This is a genomic window from Planomonospora sp. ID91781 (assembly GCF_015711595.1).
Lineage (GTDB): Bacteria > Actinomycetota > Actinomycetes > Streptosporangiales > Streptosporangiaceae > Planomonospora > Planomonospora parontospora.
In genome coordinates this window covers 365,151-381,073 of record NZ_JABTEY010000004.1, presented here as the reverse complement: position 1 = coordinate 381,073, position 15,923 = coordinate 365,151, and the positions used below count along the sequence as shown (strand labels likewise).

At 69.5% G+C, this 15,923-nt stretch carries 21 protein-coding genes and 1 pseudogene; 9 read left to right on the top strand and 13 right to left on the bottom strand.

Annotation, left to right across the window (positions count from 1 at the left end; all coding sequences use genetic code 11):
- Window positions 1-40 precede the first annotated feature (40 nt).
- Window positions 41-568 (bottom strand): HAD domain-containing protein, encoded by a 528-nt coding sequence (locus tag HS048_RS35485; protein ID WP_196470220.1) that lies wholly within the window; start codon window positions 566-568, stop codon window positions 41-43.
- 272 nt (window positions 569-840) lie between these two features.
- On the opposite strand from HS048_RS35485, the gene HS048_RS35480 reads away from it, so the two are divergent.
- Window positions 841-1,470: a hypothetical protein gene (locus HS048_RS35480; protein ID WP_196470219.1), complete on the top strand. Its 630-nt coding sequence runs from the start codon at window positions 841-843 to the stop codon at window positions 1,468-1,470.
- Between the two features lie 69 nt (window positions 1,471-1,539).
- Window positions 1,540-2,391 (top strand): DUF4259 domain-containing protein, encoded by an 852-nt coding sequence (locus HS048_RS35475; RefSeq protein WP_196470218.1) that lies wholly within the window; start codon window positions 1,540-1,542, stop codon window positions 2,389-2,391.
- 208 nt (window positions 2,392-2,599) lie between these two features.
- Here the strand turns inward: HS048_RS35475 and HS048_RS35470 are convergent, their stop codons facing one another.
- The 5 genes and pseudogenes from HS048_RS35470 to HS048_RS35450 all read right to left on the bottom strand — a co-directional run bounded on the left by HS048_RS35470 (window position 2,600) and on the right by HS048_RS35450 (window position 6,123).
- Window positions 2,600-3,391, bottom strand: coding sequence for a hypothetical protein (locus HS048_RS35470; RefSeq protein ID WP_196470217.1), 792 nt, complete (start codon window positions 3,389-3,391; stop codon window positions 2,600-2,602).
- Between the two features lie 219 nt (window positions 3,392-3,610).
- Window positions 3,611-3,730, bottom strand: a pseudogene (locus tag HS048_RS39250) (helix-turn-helix domain-containing protein); the annotation flags it as partial.
- Window positions 3,731-3,780: 50 nt separating this feature from the next.
- On the bottom strand, window positions 3,781-4,032 hold the full coding sequence (locus HS048_RS35460) for a hypothetical protein (RefSeq protein ID WP_196470216.1): 252 nt from the start codon (window positions 4,030-4,032) through the stop codon (window positions 3,781-3,783).
- 132 nt (window positions 4,033-4,164) lie between these two features.
- Window positions 4,165-4,593, bottom strand: coding sequence for a hypothetical protein (locus HS048_RS35455; RefSeq protein WP_196470215.1), 429 nt, complete (start codon window positions 4,591-4,593; stop codon window positions 4,165-4,167).
- A 615-nt stretch (window positions 4,594-5,208) separates the two neighbouring features.
- On the bottom strand, window positions 5,209-6,123 hold the full coding sequence (locus tag HS048_RS35450) for a hypothetical protein (protein WP_196470214.1): 915 nt from the start codon (window positions 6,121-6,123) through the stop codon (window positions 5,209-5,211).
- A 373-nt stretch (window positions 6,124-6,496) separates the two neighbouring features.
- Here HS048_RS35450 and HS048_RS35445 point away from each other — a divergent pair, with 373 nt between their 5' ends.
- Window positions 6,497-7,321 (top strand): transposase domain-containing protein, encoded by an 825-nt coding sequence (locus HS048_RS35445; protein ID WP_196470213.1) that lies wholly within the window; start codon window positions 6,497-6,499, stop codon window positions 7,319-7,321.
- Window positions 7,318-7,692 carry a transposase gene (locus HS048_RS35440; RefSeq protein WP_196470273.1) on the top strand — a complete coding sequence of 125 codons (375 nt, stop codon included), beginning with the start codon at window positions 7,318-7,320 and terminating at the stop codon, window positions 7,690-7,692. Before HS048_RS35445 ends, HS048_RS35440 begins: the two co-directional genes overlap by 4 nt.
- A gap of 337 nt (window positions 7,693-8,029) precedes the next feature.
- Here the strand turns inward: HS048_RS35440 and HS048_RS35435 are convergent, their stop codons facing one another.
- On the bottom strand, window positions 8,030-8,962 hold the full coding sequence (locus tag HS048_RS35435; RefSeq protein ID WP_196470212.1) for a PLP-dependent cysteine synthase family protein: 933 nt from the start codon (window positions 8,960-8,962) through the stop codon (window positions 8,030-8,032).
- A 115-nt stretch (window positions 8,963-9,077) separates the two neighbouring features.
- Here HS048_RS35435 and HS048_RS35430 point away from each other — a divergent pair, with 115 nt between their 5' ends.
- The 3 genes from HS048_RS35430 to HS048_RS35420 all read left to right on the top strand — a co-directional run bounded on the left by HS048_RS35430 (window position 9,078) and on the right by HS048_RS35420 (window position 10,976).
- Window positions 9,078-9,773 carry a helix-turn-helix domain-containing protein gene (locus HS048_RS35430; protein ID WP_196470211.1) on the top strand — a complete coding sequence of 232 codons (696 nt, stop codon included), beginning with the start codon at window positions 9,078-9,080 and terminating at the stop codon, window positions 9,771-9,773.
- A 234-nt stretch (window positions 9,774-10,007) separates the two neighbouring features.
- Window positions 10,008-10,433, top strand: coding sequence for a DUF4259 domain-containing protein (locus HS048_RS35425; RefSeq protein ID WP_196470210.1), 426 nt, complete (start codon window positions 10,008-10,010; stop codon window positions 10,431-10,433).
- Between the two features lie 294 nt (window positions 10,434-10,727).
- A complete protein-coding gene (locus HS048_RS35420; RefSeq protein ID WP_196470209.1) occupies window positions 10,728-10,976 on the top strand; it encodes a hypothetical protein in 249 nt (82 codons plus the stop codon).
- A 237-nt stretch (window positions 10,977-11,213) separates the two neighbouring features.
- Here the strand turns inward: HS048_RS35420 and HS048_RS35415 are convergent, their stop codons facing one another.
- The 5 genes from HS048_RS35415 to HS048_RS35395 form a co-directional block, all read right to left on the bottom strand.
- Complete coding sequence (locus HS048_RS35415) at window positions 11,214-11,654, bottom strand: hypothetical protein (RefSeq protein WP_196470208.1); 441 nt, start codon at window positions 11,652-11,654, stop codon at window positions 11,214-11,216.
- A 13-nt stretch (window positions 11,655-11,667) separates the two neighbouring features.
- On the bottom strand, window positions 11,668-11,955 hold the full coding sequence (locus HS048_RS35410) for a hypothetical protein (protein ID WP_196470207.1): 288 nt from the start codon (window positions 11,953-11,955) through the stop codon (window positions 11,668-11,670).
- A complete protein-coding gene (locus HS048_RS39245) occupies window positions 11,901-12,245 on the bottom strand; it encodes a transposase (protein WP_374058807.1) in 345 nt (114 codons plus the stop codon). The genes HS048_RS35410 and HS048_RS39245 overlap by 55 nt, the downstream gene beginning before the upstream one ends.
- Before the next feature lie 78 nt (window positions 12,246-12,323).
- The gene (locus HS048_RS35400; RefSeq protein WP_196470205.1) at window positions 12,324-12,866 is read right to left on the bottom strand and encodes an LGFP repeat-containing protein; all 543 of its coding nucleotides are present in this window, start codon (window positions 12,864-12,866) and stop codon (window positions 12,324-12,326) included.
- Window positions 12,867-13,430: 564 nt separating this feature from the next.
- Window positions 13,431-14,501 (bottom strand): IS256 family transposase, encoded by a 1,071-nt coding sequence (locus tag HS048_RS35395; RefSeq protein WP_307832761.1) that lies wholly within the window; start codon window positions 14,499-14,501, stop codon window positions 13,431-13,433.
- Here HS048_RS35395 and HS048_RS39050 point away from each other — a divergent pair.
- Both HS048_RS39050 and HS048_RS35390 read left to right on the top strand, forming a co-directional pair.
- Window positions 14,404-14,955 (top strand): hypothetical protein, encoded by a 552-nt coding sequence (locus tag HS048_RS39050; RefSeq protein ID WP_307832763.1) that lies wholly within the window; start codon window positions 14,404-14,406, stop codon window positions 14,953-14,955. The two genes, HS048_RS35395 and HS048_RS39050, sit on opposite strands and share 98 nt — an antisense overlap.
- The gene (locus HS048_RS35390) at window positions 14,877-15,179 is read left to right on the top strand and encodes an NUDIX domain-containing protein (RefSeq protein WP_307832760.1); all 303 of its coding nucleotides are present in this window, start codon (window positions 14,877-14,879) and stop codon (window positions 15,177-15,179) included. The genes HS048_RS39050 and HS048_RS35390 overlap by 79 nt, the downstream gene beginning before the upstream one ends.
- A 126-nt stretch (window positions 15,180-15,305) precedes the next feature.
- Here HS048_RS35390 and HS048_RS35385 read toward each other — a convergent pair whose 3' ends face one another.
- Window positions 15,306-15,830, bottom strand: coding sequence for a hypothetical protein (locus HS048_RS35385; protein ID WP_196470204.1), 525 nt, complete (start codon window positions 15,828-15,830; stop codon window positions 15,306-15,308).
- Window positions 15,831-15,923 lie beyond the last annotated feature (93 nt).

Sequence of the window (15,923 nt, the reverse complement as noted above, 5' to 3'; positions counted from 1 at the left end):
TCACTCCTCGCGAGGGCGGTGTGCCACCTCCCCAGAGACGCTAACCCGGGGTAGGAGCAGGGCCCCTGACCTCCGACGCGGCGACGAATGCCTCGATGGCGTCCAAGTCAGCAGGCTGCAGGCCCGTGCGGGGTGAGGGTGCGATCAGCAGGGCCCGGCCGCCCTCGGTCAGCTCCTCACAGACCGGTCCGCAGGCGGGCACCTCGACGTCGTCGGCCCAGACGAGCCGCCGCCCGTGCGCCAGCACCTGGCGGGCGGCGGCGAGTTTGACCGCCGCCGCGGCGGCGGCACCAGGCAGGCGGCCGGACCAGGCGCGAGCCAGCGGGGGCAGGCCGAACAGCCGTTCCACCTCATCGGCGTCGGCGCACCAGGTGCTGCACCAGCGGATCTCGACGCCGCCCGCCCGGTGCAGCGCGCGGATGCGGTCGATCAGGGCCGGCGCCCAGCGCATGCGGTAGACCTCACCACCGGAGTAGGCGGTCCCGCGGCGCGGCATGCCTGCCCAGCCGCCGGGCCGGGTGACGTTGATCACGCCGTCGACGTCGAGGAGCCACACCGGCCGGTCCATCAGCCGGAGTGTTCCTTGTGCGCGCGATGAGGAGCGACCGTGTCCATGATCTGTGCCTCCTGGGGGTCGGTATGGGGTCGCCCCGGTATCCGCCGGGAATCCGCCCTTTCGCCCGACCGTAGGACGGTGCAGCAGCAGGAGGCAAAGCGGAGCAAGCTCATTTCCGGTTCCGAGGAAGCAGAACAGCGGGAAGGCGCAGGGGAAGACGGGCTTTGCTCGGTTGCGGCTCGCTACCCTTCATCCAAGATCCATTCCAGTGGGCGGAGGGCGGCATGCGTATCGGTGACACCGCTCAGGTGCGGCGGGCCTGTGGCCTGATCGCGAACGTGCAAGGAATCCAGCGGTTCAACGCCGAGGCGGGCCTGCGCTTCGCCCGGATCGGCCTCACCGGCGAGCGCGCGCTGCTGGTCGTGCAGCATCCCGGCCGCCCGCCACTGCACCTGAAGGTGGACTACGACATCACCCGGCAGGCCCTGGGCGCGCTGCTGGCCGCCCACGGCCTGCCGGTTCGTCCCGAGTCGGCCGAGATCGGCGGCTACGACGACATCGTGACGACCCCGCGCCCCCAGGATCCCGGCGAGCACCGGCACGGGTACGTGCTCTATGAGGTCTGCGACACCAGTGCGTGGGACGCCTACCACGAGGGCCGGTCGTGGCGGGGCGAGCTCACCGACATCGTCTACACGCCCGCCAGCACCGACCTGCTCGTGCGTCTGGACGCCGTCGCCTGGCGGGTGAGGGTGAAGCTCCCCCTGCGCGAGTCGGGAGGCCTGATCGGCATCGCCTACAGCGTGGTCGACCGCATCACGACCCTGGTGGAGGATCCTTCCCCGGACCAGCGGGAGCAGATGCGCCACGGCGAAGTGGTGATCACATACAGCTACCGGATACACGGGACATGACGCACGGATCCGGGCTTTACCGCAACCCGCACGCGCACCTGCACGGATGATCCGGATCATTGTGAGGGCGTGCCTCTTCCACTCCTGGGGAAGGACTGCGACGTGGACGGCTGGACGCCCTTCTTCGAAGGCCCCTTCGACAGCGACGAGGCCGCCGACGCCATCGCGGAACTGGAAGGAAACGATGACATCGCGGCGGCGATGACCGCGGTGCTCGAGGAGTTCGTCCGCGACAACGCCGACTACGCCGAAGAAGGCCAGGTGGAGGCCGCCCTGGCCGTCGCCTGCCTGATCGCGGCCCGCATCTCCGGGATCGCCCCTGACGAGGCCGCGCATCACTGGCTGGACCGCAATCCCTTCGCCGTCTCCGACGACCTGCGCCGGCTGGCCACCGCCGCGTTCGATCTAGCCACCCGCCCCGACGACAACCACCTCAGCGAGGTCCGGGCCGCGGACTGGCCGAACTTCCTGGAGCACCTGCAGCCCTACCGCAAGGCCCTGCGCGGCGAACCGCAGGAGCCACCTGCCCCCTTCGTGCCTGACTTCTCCCGCCCCGGGGTGCACTGGCTGCAGGCGTTCTGGAGCATCACCGGCCGCGGCCTGCCGCACGACAGCGCCTATGCCCAGGCCGCCGACCGCCTTGTCCGGGCCGTCGACCAGGCGCCGGACTGGCTCGCCTGGTGGCGTGCCGCCGGTCTGCAGGAACTGCTCGTCTTCGGGGAACTCGTCCCGGGCGCCCGCAGCGAGCGGATCTCCCGGGGCCGCACCACGGCCGAGGCCTTGATCGGCTTCGGCCACGCCCCCGCAGCCGATGAGGCGTCCGCCGTCCGGCAGGTCTGCGACGACATCCATAAGGCTCTGGCCGCGGCAGGCCGCTATCTCGGCCTCGGCCCAACTCCACCGCTTCCCGCCCCGGACTGAAAAGACCCCGGCACCGCCTACCGAGCGAACGAGCCCGGGCGATCAGGTCCGTCGCGTAACGGTTAACCCCCTTCACCGGACAGTTGTTCACCGGGCCACTCATGTGAGACGGCATCGACGCAGATCACGTCCGCTCACCGCTCATGATCGGAAGTGTCCGTTCAGGGATCGGCTTACGTACACCACTTTCATGGACGCATCCCAGGTCCTAGCGGCGACCGGACCTGCTTCGGCCGCTGGTTCCCGAACAGCCGGAGCAGCCGGAACGTCTGCGGGTCGAGAAATCACTGTCGAAACCGGATGCGGAGTCGGATGAATCCGATTCCGACCAACCGTCCTCAACGCCACCGGACGAGTCGCTCTCCTCACTGCCGAGGTCGGACAGTTCCTCATCGTCGAGGGCGGCCTTTGTCCCGGCGCCGCCCTTCTTGTCCGCGCGGTAGGTGATCGTTCCCGGAGGCCGGAACGAGCCGTGCTCAGCCTGTCTCCCCACTGCCGGAACACGCTCGCTGATCTTGATGTAGTACCAGCCGAACCCGGCGTCAGCGTCCTCACACCTGCCGTCTGGAACCCGGATCCGGCTGGTTGTCCGCACGCAGACTTCTAGGCGCTCTGCTCGGTCCTTGTCGTGGATCGCGGCCTTGGAGCCGACCCCGCCCGTCACACGCGCTTGGAGGATCCTCTTGTTCGGTCGCTTGAAGGTACCCTTCGCCGCCCTCCGGCCCACCGCGGGGATCTTCCGATGGTAGGTGAGGTAATACCAGGCGTAGCCGCGTTCGGCATCGTCGCAGTACTGGTAGGCGACGCGGATCAGGGTGGCCCGCCGTACGCAGATCTCGATGGCGGGGTCCGGCTCCGGCTCCTCTTCGGTTGCGACCTCGACCGGGGCCGCCGTCGGCGCAGCCGTGGTTCCGGCTCCCGTGGGCGAAGGGTCCGGGATCGTGAAGTCGGCCGCCTGGGGAGTGGACGTACAGCTGGCGGTCACGGCGATGACGGCCATGGCCGATGTGAGTGTGCGTAACACAGATGCCAAGGCTCTCCCAAGGTGGTCGGCAAGCAGCAAGCAGCATGATCAAGAACGCGGACGGCCCGCTGAAGGTTCCACCCGAATAGTGCAATCACGCCGCATCGGCGGCCGGGATCTTCAAGGCCGGTAATCGCCACACCGACTGAACGGGACTGGAGTTGACCCGGTTTGGTGGAGGCCTGACCTCTGGACCTAGTCGACGCGGACCGGCTCGGGAACGAGGGGGTCGTCGTCGGTGAACGTCCGATACAGCGTCGACCTGCCGACCCCGAGAGCCTTGGCGATGGCCGGGATGGTCTCCCCGCAGGCCCGGCGGGCGCGGGCGCCCTATGGTGGGGTGCCTGGCACGACTGCTGGCAGTCCTACACCTGGCAGCCGCTGGGCGGCGGGCACGACGCCCGCAGCGACTGCGCGGCCGTCATCGACCGGGTGCGGGAGATGGCCAGGCTGCCGCACAGGCAGCTGACCATCAGCCAGGCCGGCCAGGACGCGCCCGCGGTGCGCCAGACGGCGGGTGCGTGATAGTGCAGGTGCGACTCAGGCGTCGTCCTCGTCGTCCTGACGTTCGTTCTAGTTGCGGTCGGCCTGTGACTGCGCCTCGCGGTCCAGACCATCGCGTGCGCTGGGGCTGTCGGGGTCCTTGGCCGCCGCGGACTGCACTCGGGCGGCGGCCTCCTTGTCCTATGGCGTGTGCTTGCTCATGCCGTAGGTGTACCCACCGCACAACCCCCTCGTGTCGAGTCTGGTTACCGGCTGCGTCCTCCCCGGCCCCGGTCCGGCTTGGGCGGCGGGGTACGGCGCCGCCCCGTCTCCGGCGCGGGACTGCGGACCACGCGCGGCGTCGGGGACGGCTGGGCGGCGGTGCGCGCGAGCTTCTCCGCCTGGGCGACGTCGGCAGGCAGCACCCGGCGCAGCGCGGCCTCCCCGCGCGCGGCCTCCAGGTCCCGGCGAACCTGTTCCAGGCTCACCGGCCGATGAGTGGCCGACGAGACCGGCGGCGCGGCGCGGCGCGCAGGTCTGGTGCCTTCGGTGCGGGCCCGCTGCGGGGCGCTGCGCACATCGGCGTCCACGGCCCGGGCCATCTCCGTCTGCCAGGTGGCGTGCAGCTGCGCGTGGTCGGTGCCGACGGCGCCTTCGCGCCATCCGGCCCCATACAGGTCGCGGGCCCGGCGCATCAGTGCGGTGACGTCGGCGTCCGCAGTCTCGCGCGCCTGCGGGCCTGGCGGCGGTCCGCTCGCGCTTCCTGCAGCTCCGTCTCGATGCTCTTGCGGGAGGTGCCCTGGGTCAGCAGCCAGCCACGAAACCCGGCGCGGTTCATTGCTCCGCCTCGCGCAGGGCCTGGAGGTGGCGGGTGGCGGCCGGGTCACGGCGGGTCACCTCCCCTCCGCGCCGCTCGGTGGAGGTCAGGCGCTCGCGGTGCTCACGTCCGGCGGCCGAAGCGGCGAGCGTGCTGCGGGTCTCGGTGAGTCGGCCGCGAAGTGCTGGCCGAGCATGGAGAGGTGGTCACGCAGGACTGCTGCGCACTCCCTACCCAGCCGAAGAGTGATCTCTTCCACGTGGTCGGCCTACTGCCGACGGTTCGGCTGGGCATGACCGTTTTCAGTGATCTAAGGTCGCCGACCTGTGACAACGGTCCGCTCCGCCCTGGCTGTGGCCTTGATCGTTGCGCGCATAGCGCACGCCTCCCTCGAGCCTGTCGGGACGGCTCGGCGCGCGGCCCTCGGGCATCCGGGCCACCGTCCGCCGAGGAAGCCCGTTCCCTGGTGCGGCCGGCCCAGGTGAGTGCCGGGTCAGCTCCGAAGGACGGTGCGGCGGCGGAGCAGGAGTCCGATAGCGGCGGCGGAGATGAGCAGCAACCCGGTCGATACGAGCATCCGGCCGTCGGGACCGGATTCACCGCCGCCTCCGGTCGCCGCTCCGCCCAGCGGGGTCCTGATCACCTTGCCGTTCCCCGCTGCCAGGGTCTCGGCCGGGGGCGGCGTGACGGCTTGGACCGGCTGCGGGCTCGATGTCACGACCGCGGAGGCGGTGGGCTGAGCGGTGACGGTCGCCGTGGCGGTGGAGGTCGGCTGAGGGCTCGCGGTCGCCGTGGCGGTACGGCTCGGCGTCACCGGTGCGGGGTCGGCCGGCCGGTCGTCTCCTGGAGCGATGGTGAGGGTGTAGGTCGTCAGAGCGTCGGCGTTGTGCACCTCGCACTGGATCGACGGCTCGGTGGGCCTGGTCCCGAAGTTGAGGGCGGCGGGCCGTACCGTCGCGGTGCCCGCGGTGGAAGAGGTGGTCTTCAACGGGACCGTGGCCGTGGGCAGGGGGATGATCTGGCCGGCGTTGAGCGTGGTGAGTTCGCCCACGCCGGTGGCGGAGGTCAGTCCGGTGAGCCCGCGGATGGACGCGTACGCGTACAGCTTGGTGCCGGCGTCCAGTCCCGTTGAGGGTGCCCGCAAGGCGGTGGTGTCACTCGCGTAGGTGCCGCGCCAGCCGATGCTCATCTGCTTGCCCGTCGTGGCGTCGGCCGGCATCGTCAGCTCGATCTTGACCTTGATGTCCTGCTCGTCGGTCACGCCGATCGCGGTGCATCGATACTCGACGATGTCGGTGATGACGACTACCTCCCGGCGAGCGTCGGAGGCGTCGGCGTGCGCCGGTCGGTAGAACAGGGCCGGAGCACCGGCCAGCAGGACGGCCAGGGGAAGCAAGCGGATACGCAAGACGGCTCCTGTTGTGACAGATGGGACACAGGAGAGACGAGGCTCGAGGGCATCCGGTTGACACCGCCAAGCCCTTTTCGTCCGCCTGTCGCCAACCGAAACGTCCCGAAGCCCAGAGAGACGCGCAGCGAGGCCCAGGGAGTTCGAACTTCCGGCCACCTGCTGGCGAGGACAGGCCATGATCTCGACGGGACTGTGCTCCTCCTGAAGAGGCAGTGATGTGTTCCCCCCGCCGCATCGCCTACCACAGCGGCCTCCGCACCCATTCCCATCCGGATCCGGCGGGGGTCCCAATGCCGTTTAGATAGGAGTTTGTGCTGGTAGCGTCCACCGGGTGGCGGAGTGGATCAAGGGTGCTGGGGCGGGTCGGCTGATGGATCTGGTAGGCCTGAGGGCGTTGACGTCGCTGGTGCCGAGGCAGGTCCTGGACGAGGCGATCGAGCTGCACGGATGCCGTGAGGAGCGGGCGCGGAAGCCCCCCGCGCACGTGACGCTCTACCTGCTGATGGCGTTGTGCCTGTTCGCGGACGACGACTACGAGGAGGTCGCGGAGAAGCTGACCGGCCTGCTCACGGCGGTGCCGGGAGCACGGTGGGAGCCGCCGACGCGTGGAGCAATCACCCAGGCCCGGCAGCGGCTGGGGGCCGGGGTCGTTCAGGAGGTGTTCAAGCGCCTCGCCCGTCCGGCCGCGACGGAGACGACCTCAGGGGCGCGGCTGGGGCGGTGGCGGCTGATGGCGATCGACGGGTTCATCCTCGACCTGCCGGACACGGCGGCGAACCTCGCGGAGTTCCCCAACGACAGCGCGGGCGGATACGAGACGGTGTACCCGCAGGCCAGAGTGGTGGCGATCAGCGAGTGCGCCTCGCACGCGATCGTCGCGGCGGACACCTCGGGTTGCTGGGACAGTGAGCAGACTCTCTTCTACTCGTTGTGCAGGCGGATGTGCGCCCGAGATGCTGCTGACCGCCGACCGCGACTTCTACAGCTTCCGTGCCTGGCAATACGCCGCTTCGACCGGTGCGGCCCTTCTCTGGCGCGTCCAGGCCGGCCTGCACCCGCACCGGCTGGAAGACCTGGACGACGGGTCCTCCTCTCGCCGTCATCACCAAGCCCGCCAAGCTGCGCCGATCACAGAAGGACCGGCTGCGAGACGACGCCCGCCGTGGTCGTGAACCGGATCCGGACCTGGCGGTGATCGTGCGGGTGGTCGACTACACAGTGCCCAACCGCAAGGGTGAGCACATCCGGCTCATCACCACCATCCTCGATCCTGCGGAGGCGACCGCCGAGCAACTCGCCGCCTGCTACCAGGAGCGCTGGGAGGCCGAAACCGGATTCGCTCAACTGAAGATCCACCTGCGCGGTCCCGGCAGGGTCCTGCGGTCGCGGACCCCGGACCTGGTCCGCCAGGAGATCTGGGCCTACCTCCTCACCCACTGGGCCCTGGTCACCCTGATCTGCACCGCGGCCACCGCGGCCGGGGTCGACCCAGACCGGATCACGTTCCTGGCCACCCTCCGGATCGTGCGCCGCTCGGTCACCGACCGAGCGGCCTTTCCCCCCTGAACCCCCACATGATCTCTGGGCCCACACCGTCCACCAGGTCGGCCGCCCCCGCAACCGCAATCCCGAACGCCGCCACCGGACCTACCCCCGCTCCGTCAAGCGCACCCGGCGCAGCAGCTACCGTGAACGACGCCCCCGCGACAAGGGCACTCGTCACACCGGGCCGCCCACCGTCCGGCTCCTGCTCGACCTCCGCACCACCAGACCCGAATGATCTATCTAAACGGCATGGGACTCGGGGACGTTCGGTGGCCAGGTCCGGGAAAGCGATCAGCTGATCCACCGCAGGCTTGGGCCAGGCCGCCTGACCCGCCCGCGGGCGGGTCAGGCCCATGTTTCAGCGCTGATACAGGCTGGTGCTGAGGTACTTCAGACCCGAGTCGACCAGCAAAGTGGCGATCCTGGCCTTCGGCCCGAGACGTTGCCCGACCTGGATTGCCGCGAGGACGTTCGCGCCGGATGACGTTCCGGCGAACAACCCCTCCTCCCGAGCCAGGCGCCTGGCCATGTCCTCGGCGTCGGCGGTCGAGATCGGGACGATCTCGTCCGGGAGCGTGGGGTCCCACATCGGCGGCGTGTAGCCGATGCCGATGCCTTCAATGCGGTGGGCGCCGGGCTGGCAGCCGGACAGGACCGCGGACTCGCCCGGTTCGACTGCGATGACCCGAAGCCCTGGGTTGTGGCGCTTGAGGGCGCTCGCCGCTCCGCGCAGCGAGGCCGTCGTACCGATCGACTGGACGAAGGCATCGACCCGCCCGCCCGTCTGCTCCCAGATCTCCTCACCCATCGGGTGGTAGCCGGCGATGCTGTCGGTGTTGTTGAGCTGATCAGTCCAGTAGGTGCCTGGCTGTCGGCTGAACTCCTCGGCTTTCTCGATCATGCCCTCGATGAGCGCCTTGGTGATCAGACCGCCCTCGCTCGGGATGAGGATGAGTTCCGCGCCGAACGCCGCCATCTGGGCCAGCTTGTCCTGGCTGAACGCGTCTGAGGTGACGATCCGAAGGCGATAGTTTTTGGCCGCGCAGACCAAGGCAAGGGACGCGCCGGTACTGCCGCCGGTGTACTCCACAACGGTGCCGCCCGGCGCCAGCCGCCCGTCGCCTTCGGCCCTCGCGATCATCGACTGCGCCATACGGTCCTTCATGCTGCCGGTCGGATTCTGGCCCTCGACCTTGACAAAGACCTCCGCGCACCCGGGCGGCACGACCCTGCGGAGCCTCACCAGCGGTGTGTTCCCGATCGTCTCCAGTACGTTCCCGCTGGCGTCCATGATGTCCTTTCGCTCCTCGTTCTCACTCCGGTCTCGATCATCGATCTAGGCCACTGGCCACACCAGTTCAACTTTTGAACCGCCGCAGCTGTCACGCTCTGCGTAGCATGCAGCGATGGGCGGATACGGGCAGTTCTGCGCGGTGGCGCGGGCTCTGGAAGTGGTGGGCGAGCGGTGGACCCTGCTGATCGTCCGGGAGCTCCTGCTCGGAGCGTCATCCTTCTCCGACATCGCTCACGGCCTGCCTCGCATCCCGCGAGCGACCCTGTCCGCACGGTTACGCGCGCTGCGCGCCGCCGGCATCATCGACGACTACCAGCTCACCGACGCCGGCACCGCCCTGGCTCCCGTGGTGCGGGAGCTGGCCCGGTGGGCCGTCGCCACCGACAGCGCCGCACTGACTGAGGACGATCTCGACACCGCCGCACTGACCTGGGACATCCGACGACGGATTGATACCGGCGCGCTGCCTGACCGCACGGTCGTGCTTGCGATCGAGTTCAACGACCGGACAGCAACCGATCGCAACTACTGGCTGCACCTGTCTCGAACGAGCGTTGACCTCTGCCGACAGGACACCGGAGCACCGGTCGATGTCTGGCTCACCGCGCCGACCGCGGCGGCAACCAGGTGGTGGCTGGGTCACTTATCCTGGGCACAACTGCTGCGGCAGCCCGGAGTGCGAGTACACGGCGACCGACCCCTGCAGCGCCAGATGCATCGCTGGTTCCAGCGCTACGTCTTCACCCCGGAAGCCCTCGGCACGGCAGGACCTGAGCCGACAGACGCGGCTCCACGCAACGCCGTGTAACTGCTGTCACACCTCGGGCTCGGCCCCCGCCGACCGCATGTGGGAGAGCCGCCCGGCCATCGACGCCGCGACACCGGAGGCCGCCACGAAACCCACGAGAGTGGGGTACGCGAGGCGCAGTACCGCCCAGCAGGAGCTCCAGAGCCAGCTCGACACCCTGGCGGAGGCCGAGTGCGACCCGGTCTTCGGGGCTGATGGCGTCGTAGCGGGCGCTTGGACGAGGAGCGAAGCGGCATGGGAGCTTGGGACAGCGGTCCTTTCGACAACGACTCGGCCGCCGACTGGTGTGGAGACCTGGATGACGCCGGCCCGGACGAGCGGGCGGGCATGGTCCGGCAGGCGCTGCTCAGCGCGGCGGATTCCAGGGACTGCCTGGATGCGAGCGAGGGGGGTGAAGCGATGGCGGCGATAGCCATCGTTGCGGCTGAGTGTTGTGGTGGTCCGCCGGTCACGTCGGTGTACGCACCGGACTTCCTGCTGGAGGGCGGCAAGATCGGTCTTTCCGATGACCTGGTGCCGCTCGCGCTGCGTGCGCTGGACCGTGTTCTCGGTGAGGATTCCGAGCTGTGGCAGCTATGGGAAGAGGCTGACGGTGGCCGGTCGCTGTTGGCGGAGGTCGAGCCCTTGCGTGCTGCTCTCGGGCGTGGGGCCGCTGGCTGAGTCTTCCTGACATGTGCCGCTTGCGGAGGTCGTACGGGGCGGCGGGCCGGTGGTCGGCGGGTGGGTTAAGTGCGGTGGGTGCGCGGTGCGGCGGCGGCCCGGGGCGCCGCCGGCCGGGACCGGCCCCCAGGCCGCATGCCCGGATGGCGGGCGGCAGAGGGCCAGGGTACGGCGGCGCGGCGCGCCGCCGCCTTGATCTCCTCTAGGAGCAATTCGGCAGCTGGCGCCGGAGGCATGGTCTCGGCCGAAGGTGAATGCTCCTGACCAGTGCGAAGGCACGCATAGCCTCGTCGCATGAGCACGGACGCGACCTCCGCCGGAAGGCATCGGTTCTACGACCGCGCCTGGTGGGTGATGCTCGCCGCCGCGGTCGTGGTCAATACGCTCCTGAGCGAGGACTTCAGCCCGTGGGTCCGCGTCCCGGTGGGGATCGCCTTCCTCGTGATGCTGGTCTGGTTGTTGCGTGCGTCTCTACGGGAGCGCAAGCGCGCGCGGAAGTCTTTCGGCAACGGCTCCCCGGCCGCCGCAGACGGCCCTCGATAGGGGTATCGAGCGTTGGCTATGTCAGTAGGAAGTAGCAGCGTTTGTTGACGGGTTCGGGCAGCAGTTGACGATCAACAAGCGCAGAAATGTTCGTGAGAAGTGACAGCACGTACTGCCTCTGGGCCGTCATCGCTGTGGACCGCTGCCGACGAAGAAGGCCCCGGGCCACCGATCGCCTCGGCCCGGGTCGATGGCCGGCCACCGACCGGGTGATCGGAAGGGCCGAACCGGTCGGTTCTACCGGCCGTGTCCTCCCCGGCCCCGGTCTGGGCGGGGCGGGGTCCGACGCGGGCTGTGCTGAGGGGCGGGGGAGTAAACCACGGGCGGCGGCTGAGTGGTGGCGCGCTGGGTCTTCTCCACCTTGGCGACGTCGCCGGGCAGCGCCGTGCGCAGGGCGAGTTCGGCGCGCACGGCCTGCAGCTGGCGGCGGGCTTCGGCCAGGGTGGTCGCCGGCTGAGGCTCTCCCGGGCGCCCGAAGCTCAGGGCGGCGATCTCGGCGCGGGTACGCGGGTTCTGCAGGCGGGCGCGGTGGGCGGCGGTGGCGACGTCGTCGGCCACCGCCTTCGCCAGGCTGGCCGTCCAGTCGGCGCTCAGCCGGCGCAGGGCGTCGGTGGCCGCGCCTTGCCTCCAGGGCGTCGGTGCCGGTGCCGCGCCGTACAGCCCGCGCGCGGTGGCCACGAGGGCGTCGACGTCAGCGCGCGTGATCCCGCACGGTGCGGGCCTGGCGGCGTTCCTGACGGGCCAGGGCCAGGGCCTCGAGGACCTCGTTCTTGGAGATGCCCTTCAACCACAGTCCGGCCCCCCTCTTCTCCGACAGGGCCTTCAGGCGGCGGACCTCGGCGTCCAGGCCGGCGACGCGCTCATCGGCCTGCTTGGCGGCTCGCCGGGCGGCGGGCAGGGCCTGTTCGGCGCCCGCGGCCTTCTTCAGCTCCTTGCGGCGGGCCTGCAGGGCGGCGGCGTCCGCCTGCGGGCCCGGCAAGGAAGCGACCAGCTCTCGCGTTCTTCGCTGGTCAGCCCATCACGCCGACCGGTGTCGACCTCGGCCTGGCGGATCCGGTCGCGCACCGCGGTCTCGGTCAGATCGAAGTCCTTGGCCACCTGGCCGATCGAACGGTCTCCGCGCCGGCACAGCTCGACGATCTCGGCTTTGAACTCACGGGTGAACGAGCGGCGAGGACGCGGTTTCTCTTCCCCATGTGCTCCATCATGGACATCCCTCCGGGGACGAGCCCCTGATCTCGGATGTCCGTCAAACCGGATCAAGCCCATACCCTCTCGCCCGCAGGTTGTGTCTATGGCGCTTACTTGGTCCGATCCCCACGGACGCGGTCGGGGTCAGGGCCGCGGTCAGCCGGTCACGGAGACGGTCCAGGTCTTCTGGCAGCTGGAGCCGAAGACGCCGGTGTCGCAGCCCTTGACGTTCCAGCGGTATCCGCCGTTGGTGCGCCTGACGGTGTAGGCGCGTCCCCGGAAGCCGCCGCGGAAGTCCACCTGCTCGCCGCCCGCGGCACTGCTCTGCAGGACGATGAACGTGTCGAAGGCGCGGTTGGTCCGGTGCCAGTCGAAGTAGGCGCGGTTCCCCTCCGACCAGGCGGCCACCACCAGATTGGCGCCGTTCTTGGGTGACCAGGCGATCTGGCCGCGGGCGAACGTCTGGCGGCGGCCGGCCCAGCCGACGTTGTTCTGGTGGACTTCGCGCTCGGTCGTGGTCGGGCAGCCCAGCTTGCCGTCCGCGCCGCCGAGCTGGGCCCAGCGGGCGCCGATGAGGCCGTACGGCTGGATGGCACAGCCGCCCGCCGTGGCACCGGCGTGGGCGGGCAGGGCGGCGACGGACAGAGCCGCGGCCGAGGCGAGGGCGGCGGTCACCGAGGGGATCGTGCGGCGGTTCATGGCGGACTCCTGGAGGGTGAGACCCAGCGTGCTGCTCGCTGCGGGTGTCTGCCTCGGTGATACGGCATGCCGCTTACCGGCGGCTTGAGGGCCGCCTGCACGGAGACCGGGAGAAACTGTTGAGTGCCTGGTTGGTGGACTCTGGTCCACTCTCGATGACGTGGTAGTGGAGAGTGAGCGAGCGGTTGGTTGGAGAACAGGAGGCAAGTCGGCAGAACGTCGGCGTCGGCTTGGTGGTGTTCCGCAGGCTGGTTTCCTCACCCAAGGTCACCCCGTCATCGAGAGTGGGCCAGAGCCCAGCAAACCGGGCGCACAACACCTCCGGATAGGCGGCCCAAAGGCATTGTTGCCGCCGCGCCGGGCCGCCCGTGATCGAGCTCCTTCGGTCAGCGGTAGTCGTTCTCCTTCAGTTCGATGACCCAGGCACGACGCTCGGCGATCTTGCCGTCGCGCATGACGAACACCTCCGCCATGGACATGCGCATCTCACCACCTGCGGCTCGCTTCGGTCGCGTCCTCGGAGCGGTGTAAAAAGCTCGACGAGGTAGGTGCCGTGGGTGGATCTTAAGCGGCCTCGATAGTCGCTGCCAAGGCAGCCTGGTCGGCGGGGTGAAGCTGGGTCGGCGGGTGCAGGAGAGCGCGCCGCAGGTCCTGCAGAACGCGCAGCCCGGCAGGGGTCATGGTGAAGCCGCGCCAGCCGCGTGAGGCGCGGTCCAGCACGGCCCAGACCAGGGACACGCAGGAGGTCTCGCCGGGGAAGCGGCCGATGACCTTGACGCGGCGGCGGGTCTCGCCGAAGGTCCGCTCGATGAAGTTGGAATGGCGGATGCGCTTGTGGTGCTCGGGCGGGAAGCGCAGGTAGGTCGTCAGCGAGGCGCGATCGGCCAGCAGGCTCTTGACCGCCGCCGGATAGGAGCGGCCCCAGGTTGCGGCGACGGCGTCGATGCGGGCCTGCACCAGCTCCACCAGCCGCTGGCTGGGCGCGACAGCCGCCTCGTCGAGGCCGGTCAGGTCGAAGATGCTCCAGTAGGCGGCCTTGACGGCGGCCTGGTCGGCGGATGAGACCTTGGAGGCGATGTTGCGCAGGCGGTGCACCAGGCAGCGCTGGCGCAGCGAGGCCGGGAAGACCTGCTCGACGGCCGAGATCAGGCCAGGTGCGCCGTCGGAGACGACCAGCAGCGGCGGACGCAGGCCGCGGCCGATGAGATCGGTCAGGAAGTCGCCCCACGCGTCGGTGGATTCGGATCCGGCGGCGGCCAGGCCGACGAAGACGGGCTTGCCGCCGGTGGTGATGCCCCAGGCGGCCAGGACCGGTTCGGCCCGGCTGCCGTCGTGCATCTTGAAGCGGGAGGCGTCAACGAACAGGTAGTCCAGCTCGATGCCGCTCAGGTCGCGCCGGGACCAGGTGTCGTACTCGGTGACGATGGCCTGGCAGATCGCCGAGACCGTGGACTTGGACAGGGCCGCTTCGGGGCCGAGGGCGTCGGCGAGGGTCGCTTCGACGTCGCGGACCGACAGGCCGCGCACGAAGGAGGCGATGACCAGGGTCTCCAGGGCGTGGGTGCGGGTGACGCCGGCACCAAACAGGCGGGAGGCGAACGCTTCGGTGGTGCCGCGCAGCTTGGGGCGAGCGATGGCGATCGGCCCGCTGGTGGTCTTGATGGTGGTGGGGCAGTGGCCGCCCGAGGTGGCCGGGCCGCACGGTTGTCTCCTCGCCGACCGCTGCGGTGCGCTGGTAGCGGGCGCGGCCGAGGAAGGCGTCGACCTCGGCTTCGACGGCGGTCTGGATGATCAGGCGGGCGCCCAGGCGGGCGACGTCTTCGAGGACCTCGACGAGGTCGCGGCCGTTGGTGAACAGGGCGTCGATTTCGGCGCGGATGGCCTGGGTGGGGGATACTCGACGGGTCACGGGCGTGGGACTCCTTCGTACGGAACTTGGCGGTTCAGTACGGGACCTACGCCCGTGATCTATTTACCCCGCATCCGGGACGCGACCGCGGAGTCCTCGAGCTGGGGGAGACCATCAGCGATGGCCTACGCCGAGAAGTCCTCGAAGAAACGGGTCTCATCATTGAGCCCATCGCCTTGACCGGCGTCTACAAGAACATGGTCCGCGGAATCGTCGCCCTTGTCTTCCGCTGCAAAGCGGTGGGCGGGAAGCTCACCACCAACGACGAAGTCACCGCCTTCCATTGGGCCACCCCCGCAGAGGTCAAGCAGATGGTCAGCGAGGCATTCGCTGTGAGAATCCTCGACGGCCTGCACGACGGAGCACCCGCGATCCGCGAGCACGACGGCGTCCATCTCGTGTAGTCGGGGCCGCACCGGTCATGATCCCTGTGGTTCAGACGGGAGGTTTTCGACCCGCAGGTCAGAAAAGTGGGTGCAAGGACGAAGCCCTTTCATGATCCGCGAGGCCACACGCGCCGGGCCGAGGGCTCACCCCACCCACTCGTTGCCCGACTCGAGTGTGCCGCCCCTCCAGAACCAGCGGGCGGCGAAGGGGTCCCAGACGGAGACGTCTGCTTCCGCTTCCGTGTGGTACCAGCCAGGACCGCAAGGCGTGTAGGTTATGTGACCGCTGGGCCCGGTGGGGCCCCAGGCGTCCGAGCCCGTCATTCCCTCTATCAAGGGGCTCGACGTGCAATACGACCAGATGCCACGATCCCACCTGTAAACCGCCAGGAGGAGCCTGGCCTTCATGACCTTCGGGGTGACGCAGTCCGCCTCAAATGCGTAGACCGTCCCCCACGCGAGGTTTGAGGACCAAACACCAGGCGTAACGTGGTCGATACCTGCCGTGGCCTGGACGCAGTAGGATCCGGTGATGGGGAGGGTGGACCGCGCCACCGTGACCCGAACCCTTTGCGTGTACGCCTGGGCGGGTTGCGGCAGGGCGGTCATCAGCAGCAGCGCGAGGATGGTGGATAACGGGCCGAGGAACAGGGTGCTTCGTCGCGACATGGCGTCCTCCTTGCGGACCGAACACGGAGTCCACGTATCGCGTCGGCGACACGGCGATCGTCAGGACCCGCGCCCAGCGGGCCGATGGTGTGC